Origin of the sequence: Paeniglutamicibacter quisquiliarum (assembly GCF_019084045.1) — a bacterium.
GTDB classification, from domain to species: Bacteria; Actinomycetota; Actinomycetes; order Actinomycetales; family Micrococcaceae; genus Paeniglutamicibacter; species Paeniglutamicibacter quisquiliarum.
The window spans coordinates 721327-747182 of sequence record NZ_JAHRED010000001.1 but is presented as its reverse complement, the minus strand read 5'-3'; the positions used below and the strand labels follow the sequence as shown (position 1 = coordinate 747182).

21 protein-coding genes are annotated in these 25856 nt (G+C 68.1%); 10 read left to right on the top strand and 11 right to left on the bottom strand.

Annotation, left to right across the window (positions count from 1 at the left end):
• The first annotated feature begins 22 nt into the window (after window positions 1-22).
• Window positions 23-2428 carry a bifunctional salicylyl-CoA 5-hydroxylase/oxidoreductase gene (locus KRR55_RS03345; protein WP_217387602.1) on the top strand — a complete coding sequence of 802 codons (2406 nt, stop codon included), beginning with the start codon at window positions 23-25 and terminating at the stop codon, window positions 2426-2428.
• Window positions 2429-2604: 176 nt separating this feature from the next.
• Here the strand turns inward: KRR55_RS03345 and KRR55_RS03340 are convergent, their stop codons facing one another.
• The 3 genes from KRR55_RS03340 to KRR55_RS03330 form a co-directional block, all read right to left on the bottom strand.
• Window positions 2605-4263: a thiamine pyrophosphate-binding protein gene (locus tag KRR55_RS03340; protein WP_217387601.1), complete on the bottom strand. Its 1659-nt coding sequence runs from the start codon at window positions 4261-4263 to the stop codon at window positions 2605-2607.
• Entirely contained in the window at window positions 4260-5042 is a 783-nt protein-coding gene (locus KRR55_RS03335; protein ID WP_217387600.1) for a cyclase family protein, read from the bottom strand. The genes KRR55_RS03340 and KRR55_RS03335 overlap by 4 nt, the downstream gene beginning before the upstream one ends.
• A gap of 77 nt (window positions 5043-5119) precedes the next feature.
• Complete coding sequence (locus tag KRR55_RS03330) at window positions 5120-5611, bottom strand: acyl-CoA thioesterase (RefSeq protein ID WP_217387599.1); 492 nt, start codon at window positions 5609-5611, stop codon at window positions 5120-5122.
• 116 nt (window positions 5612-5727) lie between these two features.
• Here KRR55_RS03330 and KRR55_RS03325 point away from each other — a divergent pair, with 116 nt between their 5' ends.
• Window positions 5728-7071, top strand: coding sequence for an MFS transporter (locus tag KRR55_RS03325; RefSeq protein ID WP_217387598.1), 1344 nt, complete (start codon window positions 5728-5730; stop codon window positions 7069-7071).
• Between the two features lie 113 nt (window positions 7072-7184).
• Here KRR55_RS03325 and KRR55_RS03320 read toward each other — a convergent pair whose 3' ends face one another.
• Complete coding sequence (locus KRR55_RS03320) at window positions 7185-8573, bottom strand: NAD(P)/FAD-dependent oxidoreductase (protein ID WP_217387597.1); 1389 nt, start codon at window positions 8571-8573, stop codon at window positions 7185-7187.
• A gap of 59 nt (window positions 8574-8632) precedes the next feature.
• Entirely contained in the window at window positions 8633-10594 is a 1962-nt protein-coding gene (locus tag KRR55_RS03315) for a S9 family peptidase (RefSeq protein ID WP_217387596.1), read from the bottom strand.
• A 402-nt stretch (window positions 10595-10996) separates the two neighbouring features.
• On the opposite strand from KRR55_RS03315, the gene KRR55_RS03310 reads away from it, so the two are divergent.
• From KRR55_RS03310 to KRR55_RS03300, 3 genes are all read left to right on the top strand, one after another.
• The gene (locus KRR55_RS03310) at window positions 10997-12304 is read left to right on the top strand and encodes an Nramp family divalent metal transporter (protein WP_217387595.1); all 1308 of its coding nucleotides are present in this window, start codon (window positions 10997-10999) and stop codon (window positions 12302-12304) included.
• 123 nt (window positions 12305-12427) lie between these two features.
• The gene (locus tag KRR55_RS03305) at window positions 12428-12979 is read left to right on the top strand and encodes a DUF1697 domain-containing protein (RefSeq protein ID WP_217387594.1); all 552 of its coding nucleotides are present in this window, start codon (window positions 12428-12430) and stop codon (window positions 12977-12979) included.
• Window positions 12980-13060: 81 nt separating this feature from the next.
• Window positions 13061-13687: a trimeric intracellular cation channel family protein gene (locus KRR55_RS03300; RefSeq protein WP_217387697.1), complete on the top strand. Its 627-nt coding sequence runs from the start codon at window positions 13061-13063 to the stop codon at window positions 13685-13687.
• A gap of 16 nt (window positions 13688-13703) precedes the next feature.
• Here the strand turns inward: KRR55_RS03300 and KRR55_RS03295 are convergent, their stop codons facing one another.
• Entirely contained in the window at window positions 13704-14963 is a 1260-nt protein-coding gene (locus tag KRR55_RS03295; protein WP_217387593.1) for an MFS transporter, read from the bottom strand.
• A 4-nt stretch (window positions 14964-14967) separates the two neighbouring features.
• Window positions 14968-15510, bottom strand: coding sequence for a TetR/AcrR family transcriptional regulator (locus tag KRR55_RS03290; protein ID WP_217387592.1), 543 nt, complete (start codon window positions 15508-15510; stop codon window positions 14968-14970).
• A 111-nt stretch (window positions 15511-15621) separates the two neighbouring features.
• On the opposite strand from KRR55_RS03290, the gene KRR55_RS03285 reads away from it, so the two are divergent.
• Window positions 15622-17205, top strand: coding sequence for an MFS transporter (locus tag KRR55_RS03285; RefSeq protein WP_217387591.1), 1584 nt, complete (start codon window positions 15622-15624; stop codon window positions 17203-17205).
• Here the strand turns inward: KRR55_RS03285 and KRR55_RS03280 are convergent.
• The 3 genes from KRR55_RS03280 to nirB are packed head-to-tail and all read right to left on the bottom strand — an operon-like array spanning window position 17202 to window position 21981.
• Window positions 17202-18332, bottom strand: coding sequence for a uroporphyrinogen-III synthase (locus KRR55_RS03280; protein ID WP_217387590.1), 1131 nt, complete (start codon window positions 18330-18332; stop codon window positions 17202-17204). The two genes, KRR55_RS03285 and KRR55_RS03280, sit on opposite strands and share 4 nt — an antisense overlap.
• The gene (cobA, locus tag KRR55_RS03275) at window positions 18329-19351 is read right to left on the bottom strand and encodes a uroporphyrinogen-III C-methyltransferase (RefSeq protein WP_217387589.1); all 1023 of its coding nucleotides are present in this window, start codon (window positions 19349-19351) and stop codon (window positions 18329-18331) included. The genes KRR55_RS03280 and cobA overlap by 4 nt, the downstream gene beginning before the upstream one ends.
• On the bottom strand, window positions 19348-21981 hold the full coding sequence (gene nirB / locus KRR55_RS03270; protein ID WP_217387588.1) for a nitrite reductase large subunit NirB: 2634 nt from the start codon (window positions 21979-21981) through the stop codon (window positions 19348-19350). Before nirB ends, cobA begins: the two co-directional genes overlap by 4 nt.
• 363 nt (window positions 21982-22344) lie before the next feature.
• Here nirB and nirD point away from each other — a divergent pair, with 363 nt between their 5' ends.
• The 3 genes from nirD to cspE all read left to right on the top strand — a co-directional run bounded on the left by nirD (window position 22345) and on the right by cspE (window position 23960).
• Window positions 22345-22722 carry a nitrite reductase small subunit NirD gene (nirD, locus tag KRR55_RS03265; protein ID WP_217387587.1) on the top strand — a complete coding sequence of 126 codons (378 nt, stop codon included), beginning with the start codon at window positions 22345-22347 and terminating at the stop codon, window positions 22720-22722.
• Complete coding sequence (locus tag KRR55_RS03260; protein WP_217387586.1) at window positions 22719-23510, top strand: sirohydrochlorin chelatase; 792 nt, start codon at window positions 22719-22721, stop codon at window positions 23508-23510. The genes nirD and KRR55_RS03260 overlap by 4 nt, the downstream gene beginning before the upstream one ends.
• Window positions 23511-23756: 246 nt before the next feature.
• Window positions 23757-23960 (top strand): transcription antiterminator/RNA stability regulator CspE, encoded by a 204-nt coding sequence (gene cspE, locus KRR55_RS03255; protein ID WP_007271190.1) that lies wholly within the window; start codon window positions 23757-23759, stop codon window positions 23958-23960.
• Window positions 23961-24061: 101 nt separating this feature from the next.
• Here cspE and KRR55_RS03250 read toward each other — a convergent pair whose 3' ends face one another.
• Window positions 24062-24724 carry a hypothetical protein gene (locus tag KRR55_RS03250; RefSeq protein WP_217387585.1) on the bottom strand — a complete coding sequence of 221 codons (663 nt, stop codon included), beginning with the start codon at window positions 24722-24724 and terminating at the stop codon, window positions 24062-24064.
• A gap of 86 nt (window positions 24725-24810) precedes the next feature.
• Between KRR55_RS03250 and KRR55_RS03245 the strand changes: the two genes are divergently transcribed.
• Window positions 24811-25809 carry an LLM class flavin-dependent oxidoreductase gene (locus KRR55_RS03245; RefSeq protein WP_217387584.1) on the top strand — a complete coding sequence of 333 codons (999 nt, stop codon included), beginning with the start codon at window positions 24811-24813 and terminating at the stop codon, window positions 25807-25809.
• The last annotated feature ends 47 nt before the right edge of the window (window positions 25810-25856 follow it).

The following is a 25856-nucleotide window of genomic DNA, read 5'->3' as shown; positions in this document are numbered from 1 at the left end:
CGTGTCATTGAAAGGATCCACCATGAAAATTGCAGTTGTTGGCGGCGGCCCCGGCGGCCTGTACTTTGCGGCCCTGATGAAGCAGCTGGACCCCGCACACGAGCTCACGATCTGGGAACGCAACGCGGCCTCGGACACCTTCGGCTTCGGCGTGGTCTTCTCGGATGAGACCCTCGGCGGCATCGGCAATGCCGACACCGTCATCGCCGACTACATGTCCCGCCGCTTTGCCCGCTGGAGTGACATCGACATCCACTTCCGCGGCGAGATGCACACCGTCGGCGGGCAGGGCTTCGCGGCCATGAGCCGCAAGGAACTGCTCGAGCTGCTGCAGCGGCGCTGCATCGAGCTCGGCGTCGACGTGCGCTTCTCCACCATGGCCCCGGACGTCGAAGAGCTTTCGGCAAACTACGACCTGGTGCTGGCGGCGGACGGCCTGAACTCGGCCATCCGCACCCGCTACGCGGAGAACTTCAAGCCGTCCCTGGACGCGCGCACCTCCAAGTACATGTGGCTGGGCACCGACCAGGTCTTCGAGGCCTTCAAGTTCTTCGTCAAGGAAACCGACGCCGGGACCATGCAGATCCACGGCTACCCGTACTCGGACGAGGGCTCGACCTTCATCGTGGAAATGCACGAGGACGTGTGGCGCGCCGCCGGCTTCGACGAGACCCAGGACGAGGTCTTCGCCCCCGGCGTGAGCGACGAGAAGGCCGTCGCCAAGGTCAAGGAGATCTTCGCCGAGGAACTTGCCGGCTACAACGTGCTGACCAACAACTCCAAGTGGATCAACTTCACCACGGTGCGCAACGAAAACTGGCGCCACGGGAACATCGTGCTGCTGGGCGACGCCGCGCACACCGCGCACTTCTCCATCGGCTCCGGCACCAAGCTGGCCATGGAGGATTCCCTGGCCCTGGCCGCCTGCCTGCACGAACACCCCTCCGTCGAGGACGCGCTGACCGCCTACGAGACCGAGCGCCGTCCGGTGGTGGCCTCGACCCAGCGCGCCGCGCAGGCCTCGCTGGAGTGGTTCGAGAACATCGGGCAGTACAAGGACCAGGATCCGGTGCAGTTCTGCTTCAACCTGCTCACCCGCTCGCGCCGCATCACCTACGAGAACCTGAAGCTGCGCGACACCTCCTTCGCCGGCAAGGTCGACGGGGACTTCGCCCGCCTGGCGGGGTCGGACCAGGTTGCCCCGGCCATGTTCCAGCCCTACAGGATCGGCGAGCTGGACCTGGTCAACCGCGTGGTCGTCTCCCCCATGGACATGTACTCGGCCACCGACGGCGTCCCCGGGGACTTCCACCTGGTGCACCTGGGATCCAAGGCCATGGGCGGTGCCGGGCTGGTCATGACCGAAATGGTCTGCGTCTCGGACATCGGCCGGATCACCCCCGGCTGCACCGGCCTGTACAACGACGAGCAGGCAAGCGCCTGGAAGCGCGTCACCGACTACGTGCACGCCAACTCGCAGGCCAAGATCGGCGCGCAGATCGGCCACTCCGGCCGCAAGGGCTCCACGAAGCTCATGTGGGAGGGCATCGACGAGCCGCTGGAATCGGGAAACTGGGAGGTGCTGGCCCCCAGCGCGATTCCCTACGGCGAGGGCTGCCACGTGCCGGTGGAAATGGACAGGGCCATGATGGATGAGGTCCGCGGGCAGTTCGTCGCCGCGGCCCGCCGCGCCGACGAAGCGGGCTTTGACCTGCTCGAGCTGCACGCCGCCCACGGCTACCTGCTCTCCTCCTTCCTGTCCCCGCTTTCAAATGAGCGCACCGACGAGTACGGCGGGTCGCTGGAAAACCGCCTGCGCTACCCGCTCGAGATTCTCGACGCGGTGCGCGAGGCGTGGCCGGCGCACAAGCCGATCGGCGTGCGCATCTCCGCCACCGACTGGACCGAGGGCGGGAACACCGAAGACGACGCGTTGGCCATCGCCCGGGCATTCATCGACCACGGGGTCAAGTCCATTGACGTTTCCTCCGGGCAGATCGTGCGCAACGAGCGCCCCGCCTTCGGGCGCAGCTACCAGACGCCGTTCGCGGACAAGATCCGCAACCAGGTCGCTGCCGCGGCCGGCGTCGCGGTCATCGCGGTGGGCGCGATCTCCTCCTACGACGACGTGAACTCGATCCTGCTGGCGGGCCGCGCCGACCTGGTGGCCTTGGGCCGCACGCACCTGTACAACCCGGCCTGGACGCTGCAGGCCGCCGCCGAGCAGGACTACGCGGGCGAGGGCGCCAGCTGGCCGCTGCCGTTCAAGGCAGGCCGCCGCAAGCCGCCAAGCTCCCGCACCGACGCGGTCCGCCCGCGCCTGTCGCTGCTGAAGGAAAACGCAATCGACGAGCAGGTCCACCTGCGCTGGACCCCTGCCCAGGCGGCGCCGGCCGGGTATGCCAAGGGCCTGGTTCCCAGCGCCTAAACCCGGCGCCACGCAGCCAAGGCAGTGGCCGGCTCCGCCGCAGGGCGGAACCGGCCACTGCCTTTCCGCTTCCTCCGGGCGCCCCTGCGGCGAAGAGCCCGCGATGCCCGGCGAAGGGCTAGAACCCTTCGGCCAACGAATCCGATGGCCCGCTTCCGGGCACGAAGGATTAATCCTCAGTGCCCCTTGAAGGCCTCGGCAAGCCACCAGGAGCCCGAGTCCGAGGCGATCTTCGCGTCGATGACCAGTGGCCCGGACGGGTTCGAGGCCAGCCAGTGACCCACGGCGTCCAGGTCCTCGGGCGTGCGCACGGTGATACCCTCGGCCCCGAAGCCGCGGCCGATGGCGGCGAAGTCGGTGTCGGGGAATTGCACGGTGCCCATGTCGGACTCCGGGGCAACGGCACCGAAGTGGTGTACCTCGGCCGAGTAGGCGGCGTCGTTGTAGACGATGCAGACCAGCGGCAGGGCCAGGCGCACGGCGGTGTCCAGCTCCGCGATGGCCATGTGGAAGCCGCCGTCCCCGGTGCCCAGCACCGGGATCCGCCCGGGTTGCGCCAGGGCCGCGCCGATCGCGGTGTACAGGCCCAGGCCGATGGATTGGAAGGCCTGAGTGAAGCAGAAGCCGAACTCGTCGGGCACCGAGAGGAACTGGCTGGGGTAGCCCATGAAGTTCCCCGAATCGACGCTGACGATCCGCTCGGCGGGCAGCAGCCCGTCCAGGGCCTTGGTCAGCGTGCGCGGGTCGATGCGCCGGCCGTCGGAGAGGTCCTCGTAGTCGATCTGGTTCCAGTGGATGGATTCCTTGATGCGCCCGCGAATCCCGGCACAGCGGTAGCCTTCCCGGGCGGCAAAATTTCGGCCGGTCAGCGCTTCCAGGACATCAGCGGCGCACTGTGCCGAGTCCCCCACCACGCCCAGGTCGATTGGCCGGTTGGCGCCCAGCGCCTGGTCCTCCACGTCGACCTGCACCACCTTGGTTGCCTCGCCGATCAAATGCCCGTGGCGCATGGTCCACATGTTCAGGGCGCAGCCGAAGGAGACAATCAGGTCCGCCCCCGTGATCAGCTCGGCCGCCAGCGGGGAGGAAAAGCCCCCGGAAATGCCCAGGTTGAAGTCGTCCCCGTTGAACAGGCCCTTGGCCACCGCCGAGGTGGCCACCAGGGCTCCGGCGTGTTGGGCCAGGGACAGGATTTCGTCCCGGGCGCCGCGGCCTCCGCGGCCGGCGACGAACACCGGGCGCTCGGCCTTCTCGATCAGCCCTGCCAGCGCGGCGACCGAGGCGCGCGAGGGGCGGATCGGTTCCGCCGCCGCGATGCCGACCGGTGCGGCAGACTGCTCCTCGGTGACCTCCTGCGCCTGGACGTTCAGCGGCAGGTTCAGCACCACGGTGCGGCGGTCGTTGACCGCGCGCTTGTAGGCCCGCACGGTGTCGTCCACGGCGCTGGCGGCGCCGTGGACGCGCTCGGGGATCGCGTAGAGCGAGGCGGCGAAACCGTCCTGGTCCATGGCGAAGTTCGAATACACGGCGCTCGGCGCGGCCTCGGCGGCCAGCACGATCATCGGGGTGCGGGACTTGGCCGCCTCCCCGATCCCGGTTGCCGCATTGCTCAGCCCGCAGCCCTGGTGCACCGAGAGCAGCGCCACCTGGCCGCTGGAGCGCGCAAAGGCGTCGGCCATGGTCGCGGCCCCGCCCTCGTGCCGGGCGGCGGTGAAGGGCACCCCGTGTTCGATGAGGGCGTTGGTGATGGTGAAGTTTCCGGAGCCGACCACGCCGAAGCAGTGTCCGACGCCGAGTTCGGCCAGGGTCTTGCCCACCAGCTGCGCGACGTTCATGCCCCGACTCCCGCCGCAATGGCCAGCACGCGGGTCGGTGCGCCGGTACCGCCGACGATCGGCAGCGGGGCGACCACGACCATGGCCCCGTGCGGGGGCAGCTTGTCGAGGTTCTTCAGCGAGGTGATGCCGTACTTGTCGGCCCCGAGCAGGAAGTGGTGCATGGGGAAGGGCGGATCCTGAGCTGCCGCGTTGCCGGCATCGATGCCGACCGTCTCGACCCCGACGCCGGAGATATCCAGTTCCTCGGCGAGCCACCGGGCGCATGCGGCGGTGAATCCGGGGGTGTTCGATCCGTTGTCGTCGAGGTTCAGGAAGGCCTGTGGGTCGTGGTCGTACCGGTCCCATCCGGTGCGGAAGAGCAGCCACGCATTGGCCGGGAAGGGTCCGTGCTCCTCTTGCCAGGCGACCAGGTGCGCAACGTCGATGAGGAAATTCGGGTCCGCCTCCGCCTCGGCGCTGAAGTCCAAAACCACGGCCGGGCCGACCAGCCGGGCGGGATCCAGCTGGGAAACGTCCTTGCCACCGCGCCCCGACACCCAGTGGATGGGTGCATCAAGGTGCGTGCCGATGTGTTCGCCGGTGTGGATGTTGTGGTGCTTCCACAGCGGGCCGCTCTCGTTGTAGGCCGACACTTCCTCGATGCTGAAGTCGATGAGGTTGGAGAACGGTTCGGGCAGCACCAGCGTCGGCGTGCGGGAAGAAAGCGGCGCGGTCAGGTCGAAGACCTCCGTCGATCCCGCGGCAAGCGAGGAAAGCATGTTCTGTACGGGACTCAAGGCGGGGCTCCAAGCGGTTGGGGGGTGGTTGATTGCGGTCAGGCTACCAGCGAACTTGTCCCGCGTATAAGTCCTGCTCAGATGGTGGATTTTGACGCGATCGCGGTGAGGATCGTTTCGGGCCAGGGAGCGGATTCCTCGGCACCCTGCGGCACGCAGACGGTGACGAAGCGGCCCTCGGCCGCCAACACGGGTTCCCGCCCCTCGTGCGGGTGTCCCCAGACCTTGAACACGAACGCCATGGAGCTCGTGCCGACATGTTCGATCGCGATTGCGGCGCTGACTTGCTGCCCGAAGTAGAGTTTTGCGCGGTAATCGATTTCGTGGCGGACCCGGGGTGCAATGCCAAAGTACGAGGTGGCCCCGAGCAACCGGAAGAGCCTGGCCTCGGCGGCCTCGACGAAGCGCATGATCGCGGAGTTGTGCTGATGCCCGGCGGCGTCGGTGTCAACCCACTCGATGGTGCGCTCCAGGGAGGCGCCCCGGATTTTCCCTGCCAGGAAATCCTCCACCAGTCGAGCGACGTCGGCCGCTCCGGCATCGACACGTTCCTCAATTTCGTTGACCATCGCTAAGAATTCTCCATTCAACTATTGTTACGCACGTCACCTTAACGACATAATACAAGCATTCGTTGATCCACCACCTGCACCACTCGCACCCTTATTGACGAGGAGCCCCAAGCATGGCGTCAACACAAGCCAGCACCGACTGGAACATCCCCAAACGCACCACCTCGGTGGTCCTCTTTGCCTGTTGGCTGGCCATCTTGGCCGAAGGGTACGACGTGGGCGTGCTCGGCGCGGTCCTCCCTGCGTTGGCGGAATACCAGGAATGGTCGCTGACCCCACTTCAGCTTGGCGGGTTGGGTGCCTACGCCTTGGTCGGGATGCTTTTCGGGGCCCTGTTCATCGGCACCCTCAGCGACATCATCGGCCGGCGCAGGATGCTCCTGCTCTCGATGGCGATCTTCACCATTACCCAGGCCGGCGCCGCCCTGGCTCCGACGCCGGAGATGTTTGGCTTCTTCCGTTTCCTGGGCGGCCTGGGCATGGGCGGGATCATCCCGGTTGCCGCGGCACTGACCATTGAATACTCGGCCCCCAAGAAGCGCTCGCTGAACTACGGCATCATGTATTCCGGCTATTCGCTGGGCATCGTGGCGGCGGCCATGGTGGCCATGGCACTGTTGCCGACCCTCGGCTGGCGCTGGGTGATCGCCGTGGGCACGCTTCCGGTGCTGATTCTTCCCGTGGTCGCCTGGCTCGTTCCCGAGTCCCTTGAATACCTCGTGGCCAAGGGCCGGATTCCCGAGGCCAAGGCCCTGGCCGCGAAGCTGAACGTGCGCGACTACCGCCCGGTGGCACCTGCCAACCCGGGCCGGCGCATCCCCTGGCGCGAGGTCATGGGTGCCATGTTCTCCGGGAAATACCTGCGCTCCACGGTGTTCTTCTGGATCTCGTTGTTCTGCGGGATGGTGCTGGTCTACGGGCTGAACACCTGGTTGCCGCAGATCATGCGCAAGGCCGGCTACGACCTGGGATCCTCCCTGGCCTTCCTGCTCGTGTTCTCCCTGGCCTCGGCCATCGGCGGCCTGGTCCTGGGCTACCTGGCAGACAAGTACGGGCAGAAGACCATCCTGGTGCTCTTCTACCTGCTCGGCGCCGGCGGCATCCTGTTGCTGATGTTCCCGAACACCATGTTCGTCAACCTCTGCTTCGTGGCGTTTGCCGGCATCGGATCGATCTCCACCTCGCTGGTGCTCACCGGCTACATCGCCGACTACTACCCGCCGGCCCAGCGCGGCACCGCCACCGGGTGGGCGCTGTCGTTCGCCCGCATCGGCGCCATCTCCGGCCCGATCATCGGCGGCTGGATCGCCTCGACCGGGTTGAGCTTCGAGTTCAACTTCGTCTTCTTCGCCATCGTCGGGGTCATCGCAGCGGTTGCGGTGTCGCTGATCCCGAAGCGGATCGCCGAGACCCCGGCAGTCGCGCTCGACGTGGAGCGCGAGGCGGCCCGGGACTAACCCCACGCCCCTCCTTCAATGAACCGGGCGGGACGCTCGCGGACGGATCGGAACACGTAGGTTCCCCGGCTCGCGGGCTCCCGCCCTGTGCTGTCCTGGGTTCCGGTGCCGGGCTATCGCCCGGAGATCCTGTCCGCGATCACGGCCAGCGGCGAGGTGGTGGCCCGGCCGCCGGCTTCCTGCCGGTCGGCGCGGTGGTACATCGCGTACATCGCCTGGACGGCGATCCAGCGCAGCGGCTCGGGTTCCCAGCGGCGCACCCTGCGGTTGACCCACGGCATGGCGGTGGCCCGGGACTCGCGGCCCAGGACCAGGTCGGTGAGGGTCCGGCCGGCCAGGTTGGCGGCGGTGACCCCGGTGCCCACATATCCCCCGGCAAAGCCGAGCCCGGTGGCCGGGTCGTGGTTGACGGTTGCCTTCCAGTCGCGCGGCACCCCCAGCACCCCGGACCATGCGTGGTCGATTTTGCCGCCCGCGGCGGCGGGGAACATCGAGTGCAGGATGCCCGTCAGGGTCTTGATGGTCTTTCGCTGCGTTGCCCCGTCCATGTCGGTGCGCGACCCGTAGCGGTAGGGCACCCCGCGGCCGCCGAGGGCAATGCGGCCGTCGTGTGTGCGCTGCAGGTAGACGTAGGCGTGGGCCAGGTCCTCGAGGGTCTCGCATCCGTCCCAGCCGATCCCCGCCCAGGTTGCCGCTTCCAGCGGCTCGGTGACGATCATGGAGGAGTTCATCGGCAGCCAGTCGCGGTGAGACGCCGGAAGGTTCGCGGTGAACCCCTCGGTGGCCCGCAGGACGTGGGCGGCGCTGACGGTTCCGCGTTCGGTCACCGCGGTTGCGGGTATTCCCTGCCCGCCGGCCCGGATCTCGGTGACCAGCGTGTTTTCGTGGATCGCCACGCCGAGGCGTTCCACCGCCAGCGCCAGTCCGCGCACCAGCCTGGCCGGGTGGATCCGCGCGCAATGCGGGATGTGCAGGGCACCCAGGGCACCGGCGACGTTGATTCGGTCCCGGGTCTCGGCCGCGCCCAGGCGCACCGCGTCGTCCTCCGGCCATTTCGCTTCCCCGGCGGCCAGGAGCTCGAGCCGGGCCAGTTGGGCGGGGTTGCGGGCAACCAGCAGTTCCCCGCCCTTGACGATGTGCGCATCGATGCCCTCGGCGGCGGCAACGGCAATGACCTCGTCGATGGACTCGTTGAGCATGCGTTGGAATTCCCCCACCACGGCCCGGCCGTGCGACTTCACGTAGCCATCGCGGCCGCCGGTGATGGTGTTGGCCAGCCAGCCGCCGTTGCGCCCGGAGGCCCCGAAGCCGGCGAAGCGCGCCTCCAGCACCGCGATGCGCAGCGCCGGGTCGGCCTTCGCCAGGTAGTAGGCGGTCCACAGCCCCGTGTACCCGGCACCCACGATCGCCACATCGACGTCCAGGTCCCCGGCGAGCGCCGGGCGCGGCGCGGGCAGCCCGTCGGCGGCATGCCAAAACGACACGTTTCCGTTGGTGGTCATCTGCTCTCCTGGTTCATTCCTGCCCTGGGGGAACATCGGCGGCGGGGACTTGTCTGCGGTTAGCTCAGGTGGAGCACCGGAACGTCTGCCTCGAAGCCGAAGACCGCGGCATAGAATGCCAGCGAGGTCTCCAGCGCCGTGGCGATGTTTTCGGCTCGGCGGAAGCCATGCTGCTCGCCCTTGAAGAGCACGTAGGCGTGCGGGATGCCGTTGGCCGCCAGCGCGTCGGCCACCACCTGGGACTGGGCCGGGGGCACAACCTTGTCCTGGTCGCCCTGCAGCAGCAGCACCGGGCAGCTGATCGCATCCACGTGGTTGATGGGCGCACGTTGGGCGTAGAGCTCGGCGGCCTCGGGGTAGGGGCCGACCAGCGAGTCCATGTAGCGGGATTCGAAGTCGTGGGTGTCCTGCACCAGGCCCACCAGGTCCGAGACCCCGTACCGGGAGATCCCGGCGGAAAAGGTCTTGGTGGTGGTCAGCGCGCTGAGCACCGTCCAGCCGCCGGCGGACCCGCCCTCGATGGCAAGGCGCTGGGGATCGGCCATGCCGGCGGCGACCAGGCCCTCGAGCACCGCGACGGTGTCCTGCACGTCGACCACGCCCCATGCACCGCGCAGGCGCTCGCGGTAGGCCCGGCCGAATCCGGTGGAGCCGCCGTAGTTCACGTCCACCACCCCGATCCCGCGGGAGGTGTAGTAGGCGATGGACAGCGAGAGTTGGGCAAAGGCCTGGGCGGTGGGCCCGCCGTGGACAAAGGCCACGTAGGGCGGCAGCTGCCCCTCCGGTCCGGCAAGGTTTCCCAGCTTCGGCTCATACACGTGGGCGTAGACGCGCGAGCCGTCGTCCGTGCTGAATTCCATGGCCTCGGCCCCGGGCAGCGCCTCGGGATCGGGAAGTTCCTTCAGGGCCAGCGAGATGTTTTGGGTCTTGAGGGTGTCCAGGTCGATGAGCCGCAGCCCGTCCCCCTCCACCAGCGAGGTGGCGGTGGCCAGCAGCCGGTTTCCCTCCAGCGCCGAGGGCGAGATGCGGGTGAAGGGAAGCACCAGCTGCGCGAGCTTCCCGCTTGGCACATCCAGCCGGGCCAGCGAGGTGCCGTGGGTTCCGTGGGTGACAAGCAGCGTGTCCGCGTCGATCACCTTGTACCAGGTCTGCCCCACCGTCCACAGGGGTCCGGCGAATTCCTCGGCGAGTTCGCACAGCCGCCGCTGGGTTCCGCTGGCCAGGCTGTGCAGGTACGGGTTCCACCAGCCGCTGCGGTCCGAGACGAAGACCAGCTCGTCGTCGCCGAGCCACTCGGGCTGCAGCACCGATTCGGTGGTCGAGCCGGCAAGCACGGTGTCGTTGCGCGCGGCCAGGGATTCGAGGTCGGCCACGTGCAGCTCGGTGCCGTCCCAGGGCATCTGCGGGTGCTCCCACGAGATCCAGCTGATCCGGGTGCCTGCGGGATTCAGCCGCGGCGCCGCCACGAAGCGCGAGGAGGGCGTGACCTCCCCCAGTGCAGACGGGTCCTCGGCCGCCGAGCCGTCCAGCGGAATGGAGACGATGTAGCGGCGCAGTTCGGAGCGGTGGTCCTCGCAAATCGCCAGCACCGACTCCGCGGTCGGGCCGGGGATGATCTCGGCGAAGCGCAATTGCGGATCCCCGTCGGCCACGGCGCTGGCGGGGGTCAGCGGTACCGGTGTATCGCCGGGCGCGCCCACGGCGTAGAGGCGCTGGTCGGCGAAGTTGGCAAACACCAGGCGGTGCCCCCCTCCGGCCTCAATGGCGGCCCAGGACGCCCCGCCGTATTCATTGACGCGGCTGCGGACATTGAACGGGGCGGCGAGAAGTTCGCGCGTCTCCCCGCCGGAAGCGGCATTCCGCGCCAGCACCGTCAGCCGCCCGCCCTCGGCCGGGCGGCCCTCAAGCCACCAGAGCTCCTCCCCCACAAAGGCCCCGCCGCCCACCGGGGTGGTGCCGGCGGCAACATGGCCGGCGGTAATGGGCGAGGGCCAGGAGCCATAGGGCAAATGCGTATCCATGATGCGATCCTAGCCGCCCCGTTCGTGCGGATGAACCCCCGCCGCGTGCTGCCCGCCGATGCGGCCGCGAAGCAGGTCGATGCAGAAAATGCCAAAACGGCGCACCGGACGGTTCCTTAAGAAAGTGTTAGGAAAAGGCAAATGAGCGTGGGTGTGCGCACGATCACCTATACCTTAGTCTGTGACAAGACTCTCGCACGGGACTTGGCCCACATCGATCCGCAACGCTGCGATCTCGTACCGGGCCGGTCCCCTGCGCCACCGGCGGACGTCTTCCGCCGCAGGGCGTCCCACGGGCAGTGTGCCGGCCCGGAGGATGCGCAGGATCGTGCCGGATGTGCCGCCCCGCGGGAGACATCCCAGGCACATACGGCAACCACAAGGGTTAGGAAAAATAGGCTGATGCCAACACAAGACAATGTCCCGCCGGTCAAGGTGTCGCATGCCGACCGCATCGACGATGACGGCGGCAAGCCCGCCAAATGGAAAATCGTCGGCCCCGGCCTGGTCGTTGCGGCCACCGGCGTCGGCGCCGCCGACATGGTCGCCACCCTGGTGGCCGGCTCCCGCTACGGCTACGGCCTGCTCTGGGCGGTGATCATCGGCGTCATCCTGAAGATCATCCTGGTCGAAGGCGCCGGACGCTTCACACTGGCCACCGGAAAGACCATCTTCGAAGGCTGGAAGTCCCTGGGCAGGTGGACCACCTGGTACTTCGGCCCGTACATCATCATCTGGGGCTTCGTCTACGGCGCCACCGCGATGAGCTCCGCGGCCATGCCGCTGGCAGCGCTTTTCCCGGCCATCGACCTGAAGATCTGGGCGGTCCTGATGGGACTGGCCGGCTTCGCCATGGTCTGGTTCGGCCGCTACGCGATCTTCGAGAAGATCACCGCGGTGCTGGTGGGCATCATGTTCGTCACCGTGGTCGGCCTGGCGATCATCGCCGTGCCGAACATCCCCGAGATGTTCAAGGGCCTGATCCCCATCATCCCCTCCGGCGGCCTGGTCTACACCCTGGCACTGGCCGGCGGCGTCGGCGGCACCATCACCCTGGCGGCCTACGGGTACTGGCTGCGTGAGAAGGGCTGGTACACGCCCAAGTGGATGAAGGTCATGCGCATCGACAACACCATGGCGTACGTGATCACCGGCATCTTCGTCATTGCCATGCTGATTGTCGGCGCCGAGGTGGTGCGTGCCGCGGGCGTCTCGCTGAGTGCCGGCGATGCCGGCCTGCTCGACCTGACCAATGTGCTCAACGAGAAGTACGGCGACGTGGTTGGCACCGGGTTCCTGGTGGGCTTCTGGGCAGCATCCTTCTCCTCGATCATCGGGGTATGGAACGGCGTCTCGCTGATGTTCGCCGACTTCTGGGGCAACATCCGCGGCAAGGAATCCGGGCACGAGGACACCCGCGTGGGCGGCAAGTACTTCAAGTTCTACGTCCTGTGGCTCACCTTCCCGCCGATGGTCCTGTTCCTGCTTGACCAGCCGATCGGCCTGATCCTGGCCTACGGCGTGCTCGGCTCGCTGTTCATGCCGTTCCTGGCACTGACGCTGCTGGGCCTGCTCAACGGCAAGCGGATCCCCAAGGTCTGGTCCAACAAGCTGCACACCAACATCCTGCTGGGCATCACCGCCCTGCTCTTCATTTCCCTGGGTGTCCAGCAGCTTTACAAGGCCATCTCGCCGCTCTGGGCCGGCTAGCCACCCCGCCGGGGCAATAAAAAACGCAGCACGGTGCCGTATCCGCTGATCGCGGGTGCGGCACCGTGCTGCGTTTCGGGCGCGAATGGACACCGCAAGCGCCCGCGGAGCAGACTTGGCCACATGAATCTCTATGCAATCTTCCTGCGCGGGGTGAACGTCGGCGGCGTCAAGGTCCTCATGAAGGACCTCTCCGCGCTGCTGCGCGAGGCCGGATTCACGCAGGTCCGCACGCTGCTGGCCAGCGGCAATGTGGTCCTGGGCAGCGATGAAGCCGACCCTGCACGCGTCAAGGAAACCGTTGAGCAGATCCTGCGGAACCGCTATGGCAGGGACATCCCTGTCATCGTGCAGGACCGGGAACAACTCGAGCGAATCGTGGCGCAGTATCCCTTTGAAGCACCCCGGGACGGGATCCAACGGCACGAATACCTGGTGCTCACGGGCAGCGACCGGGATGCGGCGGACGTCCTGGACAGCGCCCCGGAACCAGCGGCCTCCGAGCGCGTGGCCCGCCTGGGCCACGCCATCTGCTGGGAAGTGCCGCGCGGCGAAAGCCTGCGGACGCCGCTGGCCAAGCACTTCGCCAAGGTAGCGTCCCGAACGCTGGTGACGACCAGGAACATGAACACCATCGGGAAGATCCACCAGGCCGTGCGGTCACCGACACCGTGAGACGTCGCCGGTCCATGTTGTAATGATTCCCTAGCGCCAGGCCGCGGCCGAGCCCCAACCAGAGGATGAAAACCGGTGACCATGCCCTTGTTCTTCGACTTGCTGGGGGTCTTCTTCTTCGGCGTCTCCGGATCGCTGTTGGCCGCCCGCCGCGGTTTCGACATCATCGGGTCGTTGATGCTGGCGAGCCTGACGGGAATCGGCGGCGGCATCGTTCGCGACGTCATCCTGGGACAGGTCCCCACCGCGTTCGCCAATCCGTACTACTTCGTTCCGCCGACGCTCGCCGCCCTGCTGGTCTACTTCGTGGCACCCGGGGTGCAGCGCCTGAAGCGGCCGCTGTTGGTCTTTGACGCCGCAGGCCTGGCCCTGTTCTGCACCGCCGGCACGATCAAGGCGCTGGAGGCCGGGATGAATCCCTTTGCCGCGGCGCTGCTGGGGGCCACCACGGCCGTGGGCGGGGGCCTGCTGCGTGACGTGGTCGCCAACCAGACCCCCGCGATCTTCGACCCGCGCGACATGTATGCGGTCCCTGCCATGTTGGGTGCCGGGCTCATCGCCGCCCTGTGGGTGGCGGGCATCGGAGGATGGGCCTGGGAACTGGGCGTGGCGGCGGTTGTGTTCTCGCTCCGACTGCTCTCACTGAAGTTCCGCTGGCACGTCCCCAAGGCGGTTGGGCCCTGGCACCGCGACGCCGAACTTCACTAGGAAGCCACGGACCGGGCTAGCTGACTCGCTCGAGTGTGCCGAGCCTCTCGGCCCCGCCCTGGCCGTCCTCGATCTTCCGCGGCCCGTTGATCATCACCGCGCCGGCGAGCATCACGGCCAGGCAGATCCCCAGCATCGCAAACGAGGCGGTCCAGCCGCCGGTGGCGTCCTTGACAATGCCAAAGAGCAGCGGCGCGACCGCCGCCCCGGCATACCCCAGGCCCTGGCTGAAGCCTGCCAGGACGCCGGATCCGTAGGTGCTGCGCGAGCGGAGGTTCATCATCAACAGGGCAATGGCGAAGGTCCCCTGGCCCAGGCCGGCAAACACCACCCACAGGGCCGTGTGCTCGGTCGGCGAAAGGTACATGCCCAGGTGGCCGGCGATCCAGAAGGCGGTGAAGACCAGCACGGCCACGATCGGGTGGCGCAGGCGCGGAACCCACAACGGAACCAGCAGGCTCACTGGCAGGCCCAGAATGGCGAAGAGCGCCAGCATGGATCCGGCGGTTTGCGTGTCCAGGCCCTGCTGGGAGAGATACGGGGGCAGCCAGGTGAAATACACATAGGTTTGCGCCGAGTTCCCGGCCAGGAAGATGGCCAGGCCCCAGGCCACGGGGGATTTCCACGGGTTGATTCGCGCCGGGGGTGCGGCGACCAGCCCATTGACCAGCGGGGTGTCGGGGCGCGGGTTCCTGCGGTCCCTGAACAGCTGGATGGCCCAGGGCAACAGCACCAGGGCCGAAAGCAGTGCCCAGGCGGCGATGGAGGGACGCCAGTTGCCGGCCGCGTCGGCCAGCGGCACGGAGAATTGCGGGGCCATCCAGGTGCCCACGGCCAGCATCGTGACATATCCCGAGGTGACTATCGCCAGGCGGTCGGGGAAGTACTTCTTCACCAGTGGCGGCAGCACCACGTTGCCCATGCCGTACCCGGCCAGGGTGATGGCCGAGAGCAGCAGGAAGCTGGCCACATCCCCCACCACGGCCCGCAGCAGCTGCCCGGCCACGGCCAGCAGGACCGCTGCCACCAGCACCTTCTCCAGCCCCCACCACCGGATCAGGCGCGGGGTGAGCAGCCCGAACGCGGCGAAGACGACCGGCGCCAACATGGCCAACAGGCCGGTGGAAAAGGAGTTGAACCCCAGTTCCGGACCGATGCTTCCCAGCAACGGCGGTACGGAGACGACCGCGGCGCGCAGGGAGAGGGCCATCAGGATGATGCCCAGCAGCGCGCCAATGCGGCCGGCCAGCTTTTGCCGTGGCGGTGTCAGGGGCATGGGGTCAGCCGCCGTTCTTGAGTCGTTCGACCTGGTCCAGCAGGTGCTCCAGGTCCTTGGCGAAGGTCCCCTGGGACCAGGGCCCGGGCATTGAAGTCTGGTAGTAGAGGCCCTCGCCGATCAACATGATGGTTTCGGCGACGTACCGGTCCTGGACCTCGGCGCGGATCAGGTCGAGCCACCCGGAGTGCACGGCATCGAGCGTCTTGATGGAGGGTTCGTGGCCGGACTGGGCCAGGCGCAGCACGGCCAGGAAGAAACGGTCCAGCTCGGTGCCGATGAGGGTGGATGTGCGCACGAAGTACCGCGATGCACCTTCCGGGGCCGACCCCATGCGTTCCAGGTCCTCGGCCTGCACCTGGAGCAGCCCGTCGATGACGCCCTGGGCCAGGGCCTCCTTGGAGGCAAAGTGGTAAAGCAGCCCGCCCTTGGAAACCCCTGCGCGTGCTGCGGTGGCCTCGATGGTCGCCGCCCGCTCGCCTTCGTCGCAAAGCAACGCGGCGTAGGCGTCGACGATCTTTTCCTTGGCTAATGGCGGTCGAGACATGTAGTGAACCCTATCCCTTTCCAGTAGGCATCGTCACATTGTAACTGTACCGTCCGGACGGTACAGTTATGCTTGTCAACCCTCCACGGCATCCCCAGGAAACCGAGCATCATGAGCACCCAACGCGCCACGAGCACTCCCACGAACCAGGGCATCGGCACGATCCATCGCCGACGCTGGGCCGCCCTCGTTGTCCTCATGTTCCCGGTCCTGTTGGTTTCAGTCGACAACACGGTGCTCAGCTTCGCGGTCCCCGCGCTGTCGGCAGCGCTGTCCCCCAGCGGGAACCAGCTGCTGTGGATCATTGACATCTATCCGCTGGTGCTGGCAGGCCTGCTGGTGCCCATGGGCTCGCTCGGCGACAGGTTCGGCCGACGCCGCCTGCTGCTGATCGGGTCCACCGGCTTCGCCGCGGTCTCCGCCGCCGCCGCGTTTGCCGGCAATGCCGAGCAGCTCATTGCAGCCCGCGCCCTGCTGGGCATCTTCGGCGCCATGCTGATGCCCGCGACCCTCTCGCTGATCCGCAACATCTTCACCGACCCGCTCGAGCGCCGCAAGGCCATCGCCATCTGGGCCGCGGGGTTCTCCGGCGGCGCGGCGCTGGGACCCGTCGTCGGCGGATTCCTGCTGGAGCACTTCTGGTGGGGCTCGGTGTTCCTGCTCGCCGTGCCGATGCTGGTGCCGCTGCTGATCCTCGCCCCCGCGCTGGTCCCCGAGTCCAAGGACCCGAATCCCGGGGCCATCGACCCGATCTCCATTGGCCTGGTCATCATGACCCTGCTGCCCATTGTGTACGGCGTCAAGGAGATGACCCACGGGGATTCGCCGCTGCTGCCGCTGGCAGCAATCGCCGTGGGGCTGGCCGCCGGGGTGACCTTCACGCGGCGCCAGCTGCGGCGCACCCACCCGATGCTCGATGTTCGGCTGTTCGCCAACCCGTCCTTCTCCTCCGCGCTGGCGGTGAACCTGCTGAGCATCTTCGCGCTGGTCGGCTTCATCTACTTCATCTCCCAGCACCTGCAATTGGTCGCCGGCTACACCCCCATGATGGCGGGCGTGCTGATGCTCCCGGGCCTGGGCCTAACCGTTGGCTTCGGGCTGCTGGCGGTGCGGATGACCCGGCGCTTCGCGGTCAAGCACGTGATGGTGTGGGGGCTGGGGCTCAACGCCCTGGCCTACGGCATCGTGATGCTCACCGGGCAGTCCGGCTCGGTGCCGATGCTCATGCTCGCCTTCGCGGTCCTGGGTGCCGGCGTGGGCCTGAGCGAGACGCTGTCCAACGACATGGCGCTTTCCGCGGTGCCCCCGGCCCAGGCCGGTGCCGCCTCGGCGATCTCCGAGACCGCCTACGAGGTCGGCTCGGTGCTGGGCACCGCGGTGCTCGGCTCGATCCTCAACGCCGCGTACAGCCGCAACGTGGCGATCCCCGCACAGCTGGGCCCGGACGCGGCCGAGACCGCGCGCCAGACCCTGGGCGGAGCGCACGAGGTCGCCCGGGGCCTGGGCGCCCCGGCCGCGGACCGCTTGCTGGAATCCGCCGCCGCGGCCTTCGACAAGGGCGTGGTGTACACCTCCGCGATTGCCATGGTGCTGGCCCTGGCCTCCGCCGCGATCGTCGCGTTCGCGCTGCGCCGGGTGCCGTCCGAGGTCGAGGGCTCACCGCTGCCGCCGGGGACGGCGGGCACCGGCGCCTAGGCGTTGAGCCGGTAGCCGCGCTTCACCACGGTGGACACCAGCCGGGCATCGGGCAGCGCGCCGCGCAGCCGGCTCACCGCCATGTCCAGCGCGTGGTCCGAGGAACCGTCCGGCAGCAGCGCCGCCAGGGCCCCGCGCGAGACGACGTTCCCGCGGGCCTCGAGCAGGGCCTTGAAAAGCCGCAACTGGCTGGCGCCCAGCTCCGTCCCGGCCCCGGCCAGGTGCACGGTGTCCCCGCGCAATAGGCACGGGCCCAGCACGGTGGCGCATTCCAGCGCCCCGCGCTCACCCAGGTGCTCGACCAGGACGTGGATCATCGCGCCCATTCGGTGCCGGGCGGGCACCAGCGGCTCGATGCCCGCCTCGCGCAGCGGCGCGGCGGTCACCGGCCCCACGGCAACCGTGCTGACGGTGGTCTGCAGCGCGTACAGCAGCTGGGCATGGCAGTCGTGTTCCCGCGCGGCCTCCAGCAGCGCCACCACCGCGGGGGCACTGGTGAAGGTCAGCGCGTCCAGCGCGCCCGAACACAGCGCACGCAGCAGCACCTCCAGCCTCCCGGCGTCCTCCGGCGGCACCCAGCGGTAGGGGCTGATCCGCACCAGTTCGGAGGCCCCCGCCTCCAGGAGCGCGGCGGCTGCCTCGTCGTCCCCGAGCCCGTGGTGCTGCAGCACCACCGCCTGGCCCCGCAGCTGCGGGGCCAGCCGGGCCACCATCGAGGAGGTCAGTTCGTCCCCTGCCATCGCCTCCGCATCGAAGCCCAGGGCCCGCACGGCGCCCAGCGCCTTGGGACCGCGCACGTGGATCCTTGCGGCGCGCAGCACCTCCGCCAGCTCGTCGCCAAGCCCCGCGGCCTCGGCGGTCTCGAACCAGCGGCGGAACCCGTAGGCGGTGCTCACCAGCACGTACTCGGGCCGCAGCCCCAGCATCCGGCGGGTGCCTTCCAGCACTTCCGAATCCTCGGCCAGCGGGGCCAGGCGCAGCGTCGGGGCGTGCAGCACCTGGGCGCCGCGGCGCTCGAGTGCCTCGATGAGTTCTGCCGAACGCCGCTGGGAGGTCACCGCGATGCGGAATCCCGCCAGCGCCCCGGCGCTTCGCGTGCCGGTGCCGGCGGTTGCCGTCGCGCTCATCGCACGGCCGCCGGAAGCAGGGCGGCCACATCGTCGGCGCCCGCGCCCAGGGCCGCGACACCGCCGATGACGATGACCGCGGGATTCGAGCAGCCTGCCAGCCGGGCCGCGGCCGCCAGCGTGCCCAGGGTGGCGCGGGTGCTGCGCTGGGTGTCGCAGAAGCCGCGTTCGATGATGGCCGCCGGGGTGTCGGCCGCCAGTCCGTTGCGCAGCAGGCCGGCGGCGTTTTGCTGCAGGGTCGCCACGCCCATGAGCAGCACCAGCGTCCCGCCGATGCCCGCAAGGTGCCCCAGCTCGGTCTCGGTGAAGGGGTCGTGGCCCGAGACCACGGTGAAGGCCTTGGACACGCCGCGGGCAGTCACCGGGATCCCGGCGGCGCCGGGCACCGAGATCGCGCTGCTGATCCCGGGTATCACCTGGACCTTCAGGCCGGCGGCCAGGGCGGCGTCGCGTTCCTCGGAGCCGCGGCCAAAGACGAATGGATCCCCGCCCTTGAGCCGCACCACGTCCCTCCCGGCGCGGGCCTCGGCAATGAGCAGCTCGTTGATGCGCTCCTGGGGCACCTTGTGGTTCCCCGGGGCCTTGCCCACGTCGACGAGCTGCGCGCCCGGTGCCAGCGCGGCCAGGTCGTGTCCCGGGCCCAGGCGGTCGTGGAAGACCACGTCGGCGTTCGCCAGCGCCGCGGCGCCGCGCACCGTCAGCAGGTCGGAACTGCCCGGACCGCCGCCCAGCAGGGTGATCCCGCCGTCGCGCCGGGCAGCCTGTTCGCGGGAGAGCAGGATCGATTCGCGGCGGGCGATCTCTTCCAGCGCCTCCCAGCCCGCGGCTTCGTCGTCGACGGCAACCAGCAACCTGACCTCGGACAGCAGGTGGCCGTGGCCCTCGAGCTCGTGCGGGTGGTGGGCCCGCAATACCTGGGCGCCGGCCGAGACATAGCGTGCCACGACGTGCCGTGCCGCCCAGCGGGCGCCGGCAACCAGCACGAATTGGCCTTGCAGTTGCAGTCCGGTGGCGATCATGAGGGCTCCTGGGTGGGATTGGGGGCGCCGACGGAGATGGTGGCGCCGAGGCGCACCGGCTCGGCGGGGCGGTGCTGCCCGCGCTCGGGGACGTAGGCGAGGTCCTCGTCCTTCTGCTCCGGGGCGTTGACGAAGGAGCGGAAGCGGCGCAGCTTTTCCGGGTCCGCGAGCGTTGCGGCCCATTCGTCCTGGTAGTTGCCCACGTGGGTTTCCATGGCCGCCTCGAGTTCCGCGCCCAGGCCCAGCGAGTCCTCAACGACGACCGACTTCACGTGCTCGATGCCGCCGTCCAAATCCTCCATCCAGCGTGCGGTGCGCTGGAGCTTGTCCGCGGTGCGGATGTAGTACATCAGGTACCTGTCGATGTAGCGCAGCAGCGTGGCATTGTCGATGCCGCCGGCCAGCAGCTGGGCGTGGGCGGGGTTCGCCCCGCCGTTGCCGCCCACGTAGAGGTTCCAGCCCTCGGCGGTGGCGATGACCCCCACGTCCTTGGCGCGGGCCTCGGCGCACTCGCGGGCGCAGCCGGAGACACCCATCTTGAACTTGTGCGGGGCGCGCAGCCCGCGGTAGCGCAGCTCCATTTCGATGCCCATGGCCACCGAGTCCAGCATGCCGTAGCGGCACCAGGAGGAACCGACGCAGGTCTTCACATTGCGCAGCGACTTGCCGTAGGCCTGCCCGGACTCGAAGCCGGCGTCCACCAGTTCCTTCCAGATCTCCGGCAGCTGCTCGAGCCGGGCGCCGAACATGTCGATGCGCAGCCCGCCGGTGAGCTTGGTGTAGAGCTTGTACTTTGCCGCCACCGCGGCGATCACGCCGAGCTTTTCCGGGGTGATTTCCCCGCCGGGAATGCGCGGGACCACCGAGTAGGTGCCGTCCTTCTGCATGTTGGCCATGACCCGGTCGTTGGTGTCCTGTGCGCCGGCCAGGCCCGCCTCCATCGGGTGCCCCGAGGTCTGCGAAGCGAGCACCGAGGCGATGACCGGCTTGCAGATATCGCAGCCGGATCCGGTGCCGAAGCGCTCCATGATCTGCGGGTAGCTGTGCAGCCCGGCAACCTGGACGGCCTCGAAGAGCTCGGAGCGGGAAAGCTCGAAGTGCTCGCACATGGCGGTGGAGACGACGACGCCGTTCTTGGTCATCTCCGATTCCATGAGCTTCTTGAGCATCGGGACACAGGAGCCGCATTGGGTTCCGGCGCGGGTGCAGGTCTTCAGCGTGGCAAGGTCGTTGACCGGTTCGCTGCCCGCACAGCTGCCGCAGCCCCCGACCGCGTCCTTGATGGAACCGACCGACACGCCGTTGCAGGAACAGAGCACCGCGTCATCGGGCAGGTCCCCGTCTGGCACCTCGCCGCCCAGTGCGCTGAGGTAGGCGCCGGCCTCGGCGGGCAGCTCGCGGCCCAGCAGCGGGCGCAGTGACTGGTACGGGCTCGCGTCTCCCACGAAGATCCCGCCGAGCAGGACCTTGGCGTCGGCGGAGACGACGATCTTTTGGTACAGGCCGCGGGCGGCGTCGGCGTAGACGACCTCGAGCGCGCCCTCGGTGCGGGCGAAGCCGTCGCCGAAGCTTGCCACGTCGACACCGGAGAGCTTGAGCTTGGTGGCGGTGTCGAAGCCGGTGAATTCGGCGTCCCCGCCCTGCAGGTGGGAAGCGAGCACCTCGGCCATGGCGTTGGCCGGGGCCACCAGGCCGATGCACATGCCTGCGAAGTTCGCGACCTCGCCGATGGCCCAGACATGGGGCACCGCGGTGGCGCAGTGCCCGTCGATCTCGATGCCGCCGCGCGGGCCGATGCCGAAGGCCGGGGCCTGCGCGCCGGTGTCCTCGAGTGCCTGGTTGTGGTTGCGGGCCAGCTCGTCGCGGGGGCGCACGCCGATGGAGACGATGACCATGTCCGCGGGGATGCGGTTGCCGTCGGCCATCAGCACACCGGTGACCTTCTCGGTTCCGCCAACGATCTCGGTGGTGACTTCCTGCGGGAACACCCCGCCGTGGACCCTGAACCCGGTCTGCGCGATCAGCCTGCCCATGGCCTGGCCCGCGCCCTCGTCCAGCTGGGTGCCCATGAGCCACTTGCCGCCGTCGATGACCACCGCCTCGGCGCCCAGGGACTGGGAGCCTGCTGCCGCCTCGAGTCCCAGCAGCCCGCCACCGATGGTGGCGACAACCGGCTTGCGGCCCAGCTGGGCGGTGAGCGCCTGAATGCCGGCGTTGATCGCCCAGACATCCTCGAGGGTGCGGTAGACGTGGGTGTGTTCATTGCCCGGGATCGGCAGCGTTGCCGCATTCGAGCCGGTGGCCAGCACCAGTTCGTCATAGCCGAAGCTGCGGCCATCGTGGGTGTGGACCACCTGGTTGACGCTGTCCAGTGTCTTCACGCCGGCGCCTGTTGCAAGGGTGACGTTGTCACGGGCCCAGAGTGCCGGGTCCCCCAGGGTGAGGTCCACGGCGGTATCGGTCAGTGCCTTGGTCAGGGCAACCCTGTCGTAGGGAACGTGCGCTTCCTCGGTCAACACGGTGATCTCGAGGTTGCTTGGTTCGCGGGCCGCCATGGCCTCGGTGAAGCGATGTGCGGCCGGACCGCCACCGATGACTACGATGCGGCGTGCGCCGTGTCCTGTACCCATGTCTGTTACCCGACTTTCACTCTTGCGCCCATGACGCGTCGTTGATTGCCTTCCAGCCTAGGGAACGGGTTTTGCCGACCAATTTCCTCTTTGTTTCGGGCAGGACAACTCTGCGTCCCGGACAAAAGGCACGACGTGAGGTTGTCGAAACATGCAGTTAACGCGAGGCCGTCGAAGTCTCCGGCCGAGGTGGTTCGCCGGGGTCGCCCAAGGCCGACCACCCCCGCCTCGGGTCCGGTTCACCAACTGGATGCGGCTGCGTGAGATGGGGTTTACCGGCACGCAACGTGGCATCGCCACACGTGAAACAAGGGACTTCTAGGCTCGGGCCATCGAAGCAGCAACGACGAGAGGACCGAAGCGATGAGTGAAACGCTCGAAGAAACCACGCTCGAAACCGTGCAGGGACTGGTTGCGGTGTGCAAGACCGGGGACCTCGAGCCCGGCTGGGGCGAAGCCGCGTGGCTTGGGGGCACGCAGGTTGCCGTGTACCGCACCGAGGGCGATGAGTTCTTCGCCGCCTCGCACCACTGCCCCGGCAGCGGCGCCAAGGTCATGGCCCGCGGCATCCTGGGTGACAAGTCCATTGCCGGCGCCCGTGTTCCCACGATTGCCTGCCCGCTGCACAAGGAGGTGTACCGCCTGGACACCGGCGACTGCCTCAGCGGGGCGGCGCCGGCGCTGCAGGTCCACCCGGTGCGCCTGCACCAGGGCATGTTGTGGCTGGACTCCGCCCAATGAGCAGCGCCACGCTCACGCGCACCGGCGCCCGGGTGGCCGGAACCGTCGAACACCCGCCCTGGCTTGGCTGGCTGGAAACCGCCCCGTCCCCCGATCTGGTGGCCGTCTCCCACGGCACGGACAGCCCGGCGGGACGTGCGGCCATCCGGGCGCTGGTTGATGTGGTGGATGTCGCACTTTCCGATGTCTCCGTGCACGCGGCCTTCGTCGACGTGCAGGAACCGCGGGTCGGTCCCTTCCTGCACTCCGGTGCCATCGAGCCCGGGCAGGCGGCGGCCCTGGTGCCGTTGCTGTTGTCGGCGGGAACCCATGCCTCGGGCGATCTTGCCGCCGCCGCCGGCGGGCACCCCGGCACGGAGGTGGCCGCTCCCCTGGGTCCCGATGCCTCGCTTGCCGCGGTCCTCCATCGCCGGCTTTTGGAGGCCGGTTGGATTCCCGGCGAGGCGGTGGTCCTTGCCTGTGCGGGGTCCGCGGATCCGCGCGGCTTGGCGGATTGCCGGGCCATGGCCCAGTTGCTGGCCGGCCGGCTGCAGGTTCCCGTGACTCCCGCCTTTATTTCGGCCGCAGAACCTCGCCTGCCCGATGTCCTGGCGGCGGCCCGCGCCCTCAACCCCGGGCGGCGCACGGTGGTTTCCAGCTATCTCCTGGCCCCCGGATACTTTGCAGGGGTGGCTGCCGCGAGCTCCCCGGACGTGCTGAGCGCACCGTTGCTGCACCCGGGCCAGGCTCCGCCGCGGGAGCTCGTGGACCTCGTCATCGAGCGTTACCGGCAGTCCATCGCCTGGTAAACGGCAGGGGTCATTCCGGGAAACTTTTGCCCGGAATGACCCCCGTGCTAGCAACTGGTCGCCAAGTAGCGTACCGTTGAGCTTGTAGTTCTAGTTTTTCTCGCAGTAATTTCAGTGCAAACACCCCGTTGCCGGGGCGAGTACCTTTCTGAACCGCGTTGAATCACGTAGCTGCAAGTGGATTCCACAGTGGAATTGACTCCCCTACGTCCCATTTCAGGACAGTCTCGAAAGGACACACCCATCATGGCAACAGGTACCGTTAAGTGGTTCAACGCCGAAAAGGGCTTCGGCTTCATCGCTCCGGACGACAACTCGGATGATGTTTTCGCACACTACTCCGCCATCCAGTCGAACGGCTTCCGTTCGCTCGAAGAGGGCCAGCGCGTTGAGTTTGAAGTTACTCAGGGCCAGAAGGGCCTTCAGGCCACCGATATCCGCGCTGTCTAAGCTTCGGATCATCACCTTCGGCATTTAGCTGATTAGTATGGGCGCCACTCCCCCGGGAGTGGCGCCCATACTGTTTTATCCCACCGGGTGCCGCGCCGGACTCACCAACTGAAGTAGCCGTGCGCCGCTTCCTTCGTTTCCAAGTGGAACACCAGGTTTCGCGACCCCTGCGGAACCACAATGGCCATCCATTCCTCCGTACCCGCCGGTTGTATCGACCGGTTCTCCAGCTTGCGCACGATGAGATTCAAGAATGCGCCGCTTTCCGATTGGGACGATTGCTGCAAGAGCGCCAATTCCCGCCTTGCGTTCGTGGCCCCGCCCTGGGCACGGGCGGCTTCCAGATTTTCCAGGTTCTCCTTGACCAATTCCGCCTGAAAGGCGGACAACGTCTCATCGCCGCCCTGGGCCAGGAGTGCCGGGCCGTGGATCCGCCCCAGCAGCTCGGCCAAGTCCGCCAGGCAGTGCCCGGGCAAACCGGGCCCGATCCAGTCCGGCTCATTGGCGACCATTGCGGTTCCTGCATTGACCCAATCGCCGACGGCGGCCAACAAATCGGCGGCTATCTGCGCCTCGGTCCCCGGGCCAATCCCCTCGGGCTCCGCCACACCCCCGGAACGCGGGCAGTCGGCGGGGAGCTCGGCCAGGCGATCGGGTGTCGGCAGCGTGGACTCAACGGGATCGGGGTCAGGGACCAACACCGTGCACGCGCCCAGCAGGCAGGCCAGCAGGCCGCCGGCTATCGGCAAAGCCTTCCGCTTCATGACCCAAATCCTACGCTTTCGGGCGTTTGGGGTGTGTGCCCGGACACCGCGGGAATGAAACCCGAGGGGCGCTAGTTGCCGCCTATGTGAGCATTCCTTTGTCGATCCTTGATCTTGCCCCCATTCGCCGCGGCGGTACCGCCGCCCAGACCTTCGCCGAGAGCGTCGAATTGGCGCAAACCGCCGAGGCGACCGGCTACAAGCGTGTCTGGTACGCCGAGCACCACAACATGAGTTCCATCGCGTCGTCGGCGACCTCTGTGCTCATCGGCCACGTCGCCCACCACACCAGCAGCATTCGCCTGGGTTCCGGCGGCGTCATGCTGCCCAACCACTCACCGCTGGTGATTGCCGAACAATTCGGCACCCTCGAAACCCTCTTCCCGGGCCGCATCGACCTGGGCCTGGGCCGGGCGCCGGGCACCGATCAGGCGACGTTCCGGGCCTTGCGCCGCGACCCCGCCGCCGCCGACGCGTTCCCGCATGACGTGCTGGAACTTCAGGCCTACCTCGGCGAAACCTCCCGCATCGAGGGCGTCAACGCCTACCCGGGACACGGCACCAACGTCCCGCTTTACATCCTTGGCTCCAGCCTGTTCGGCGCCCGGCTTGCCGCGCAGCTGGGCCTGCCCTACTCCTTTGCCTCGCATTTTGCCCCGGACGCCCTGGTGCAGGCCACCACCGCGTACCGCAACGAGTTCCGCCCCTCGGAGTTCCTCGCCGAGCCGTACGTCATCGCAGGCGTGGGCGTGGTCGCGGCCGGGACCAACGCCGAGGCGCAGACCATCATGGAACAGGTCCGCCGCGACCGCATCCGGATGATGCTGGGCCGCAACCGTTCCACGGAGTTCACCGATGCCGAAGTGGAAATGCTTCTGGACACCCCGCATGGGGATTCGATCATGAAGATGCTCCAGTACACGGCGGTGGGCGACGGTACGGCCGTGGCCCAGTACCTGCGCGAGTTCGCGCGCACCGCGGGGGCAGATGAACTGATCACCGTGCACAACGCCGGTGATCCGGCGCAGCGCCTGGAATCGGTGAAGATCACCGCCCAGGCCATGTCCATGGCGGCGGCCGGTTAGCCAGACACCGCATTCATGGATTCGGCCACCGGGAAATCCCGCTGGCC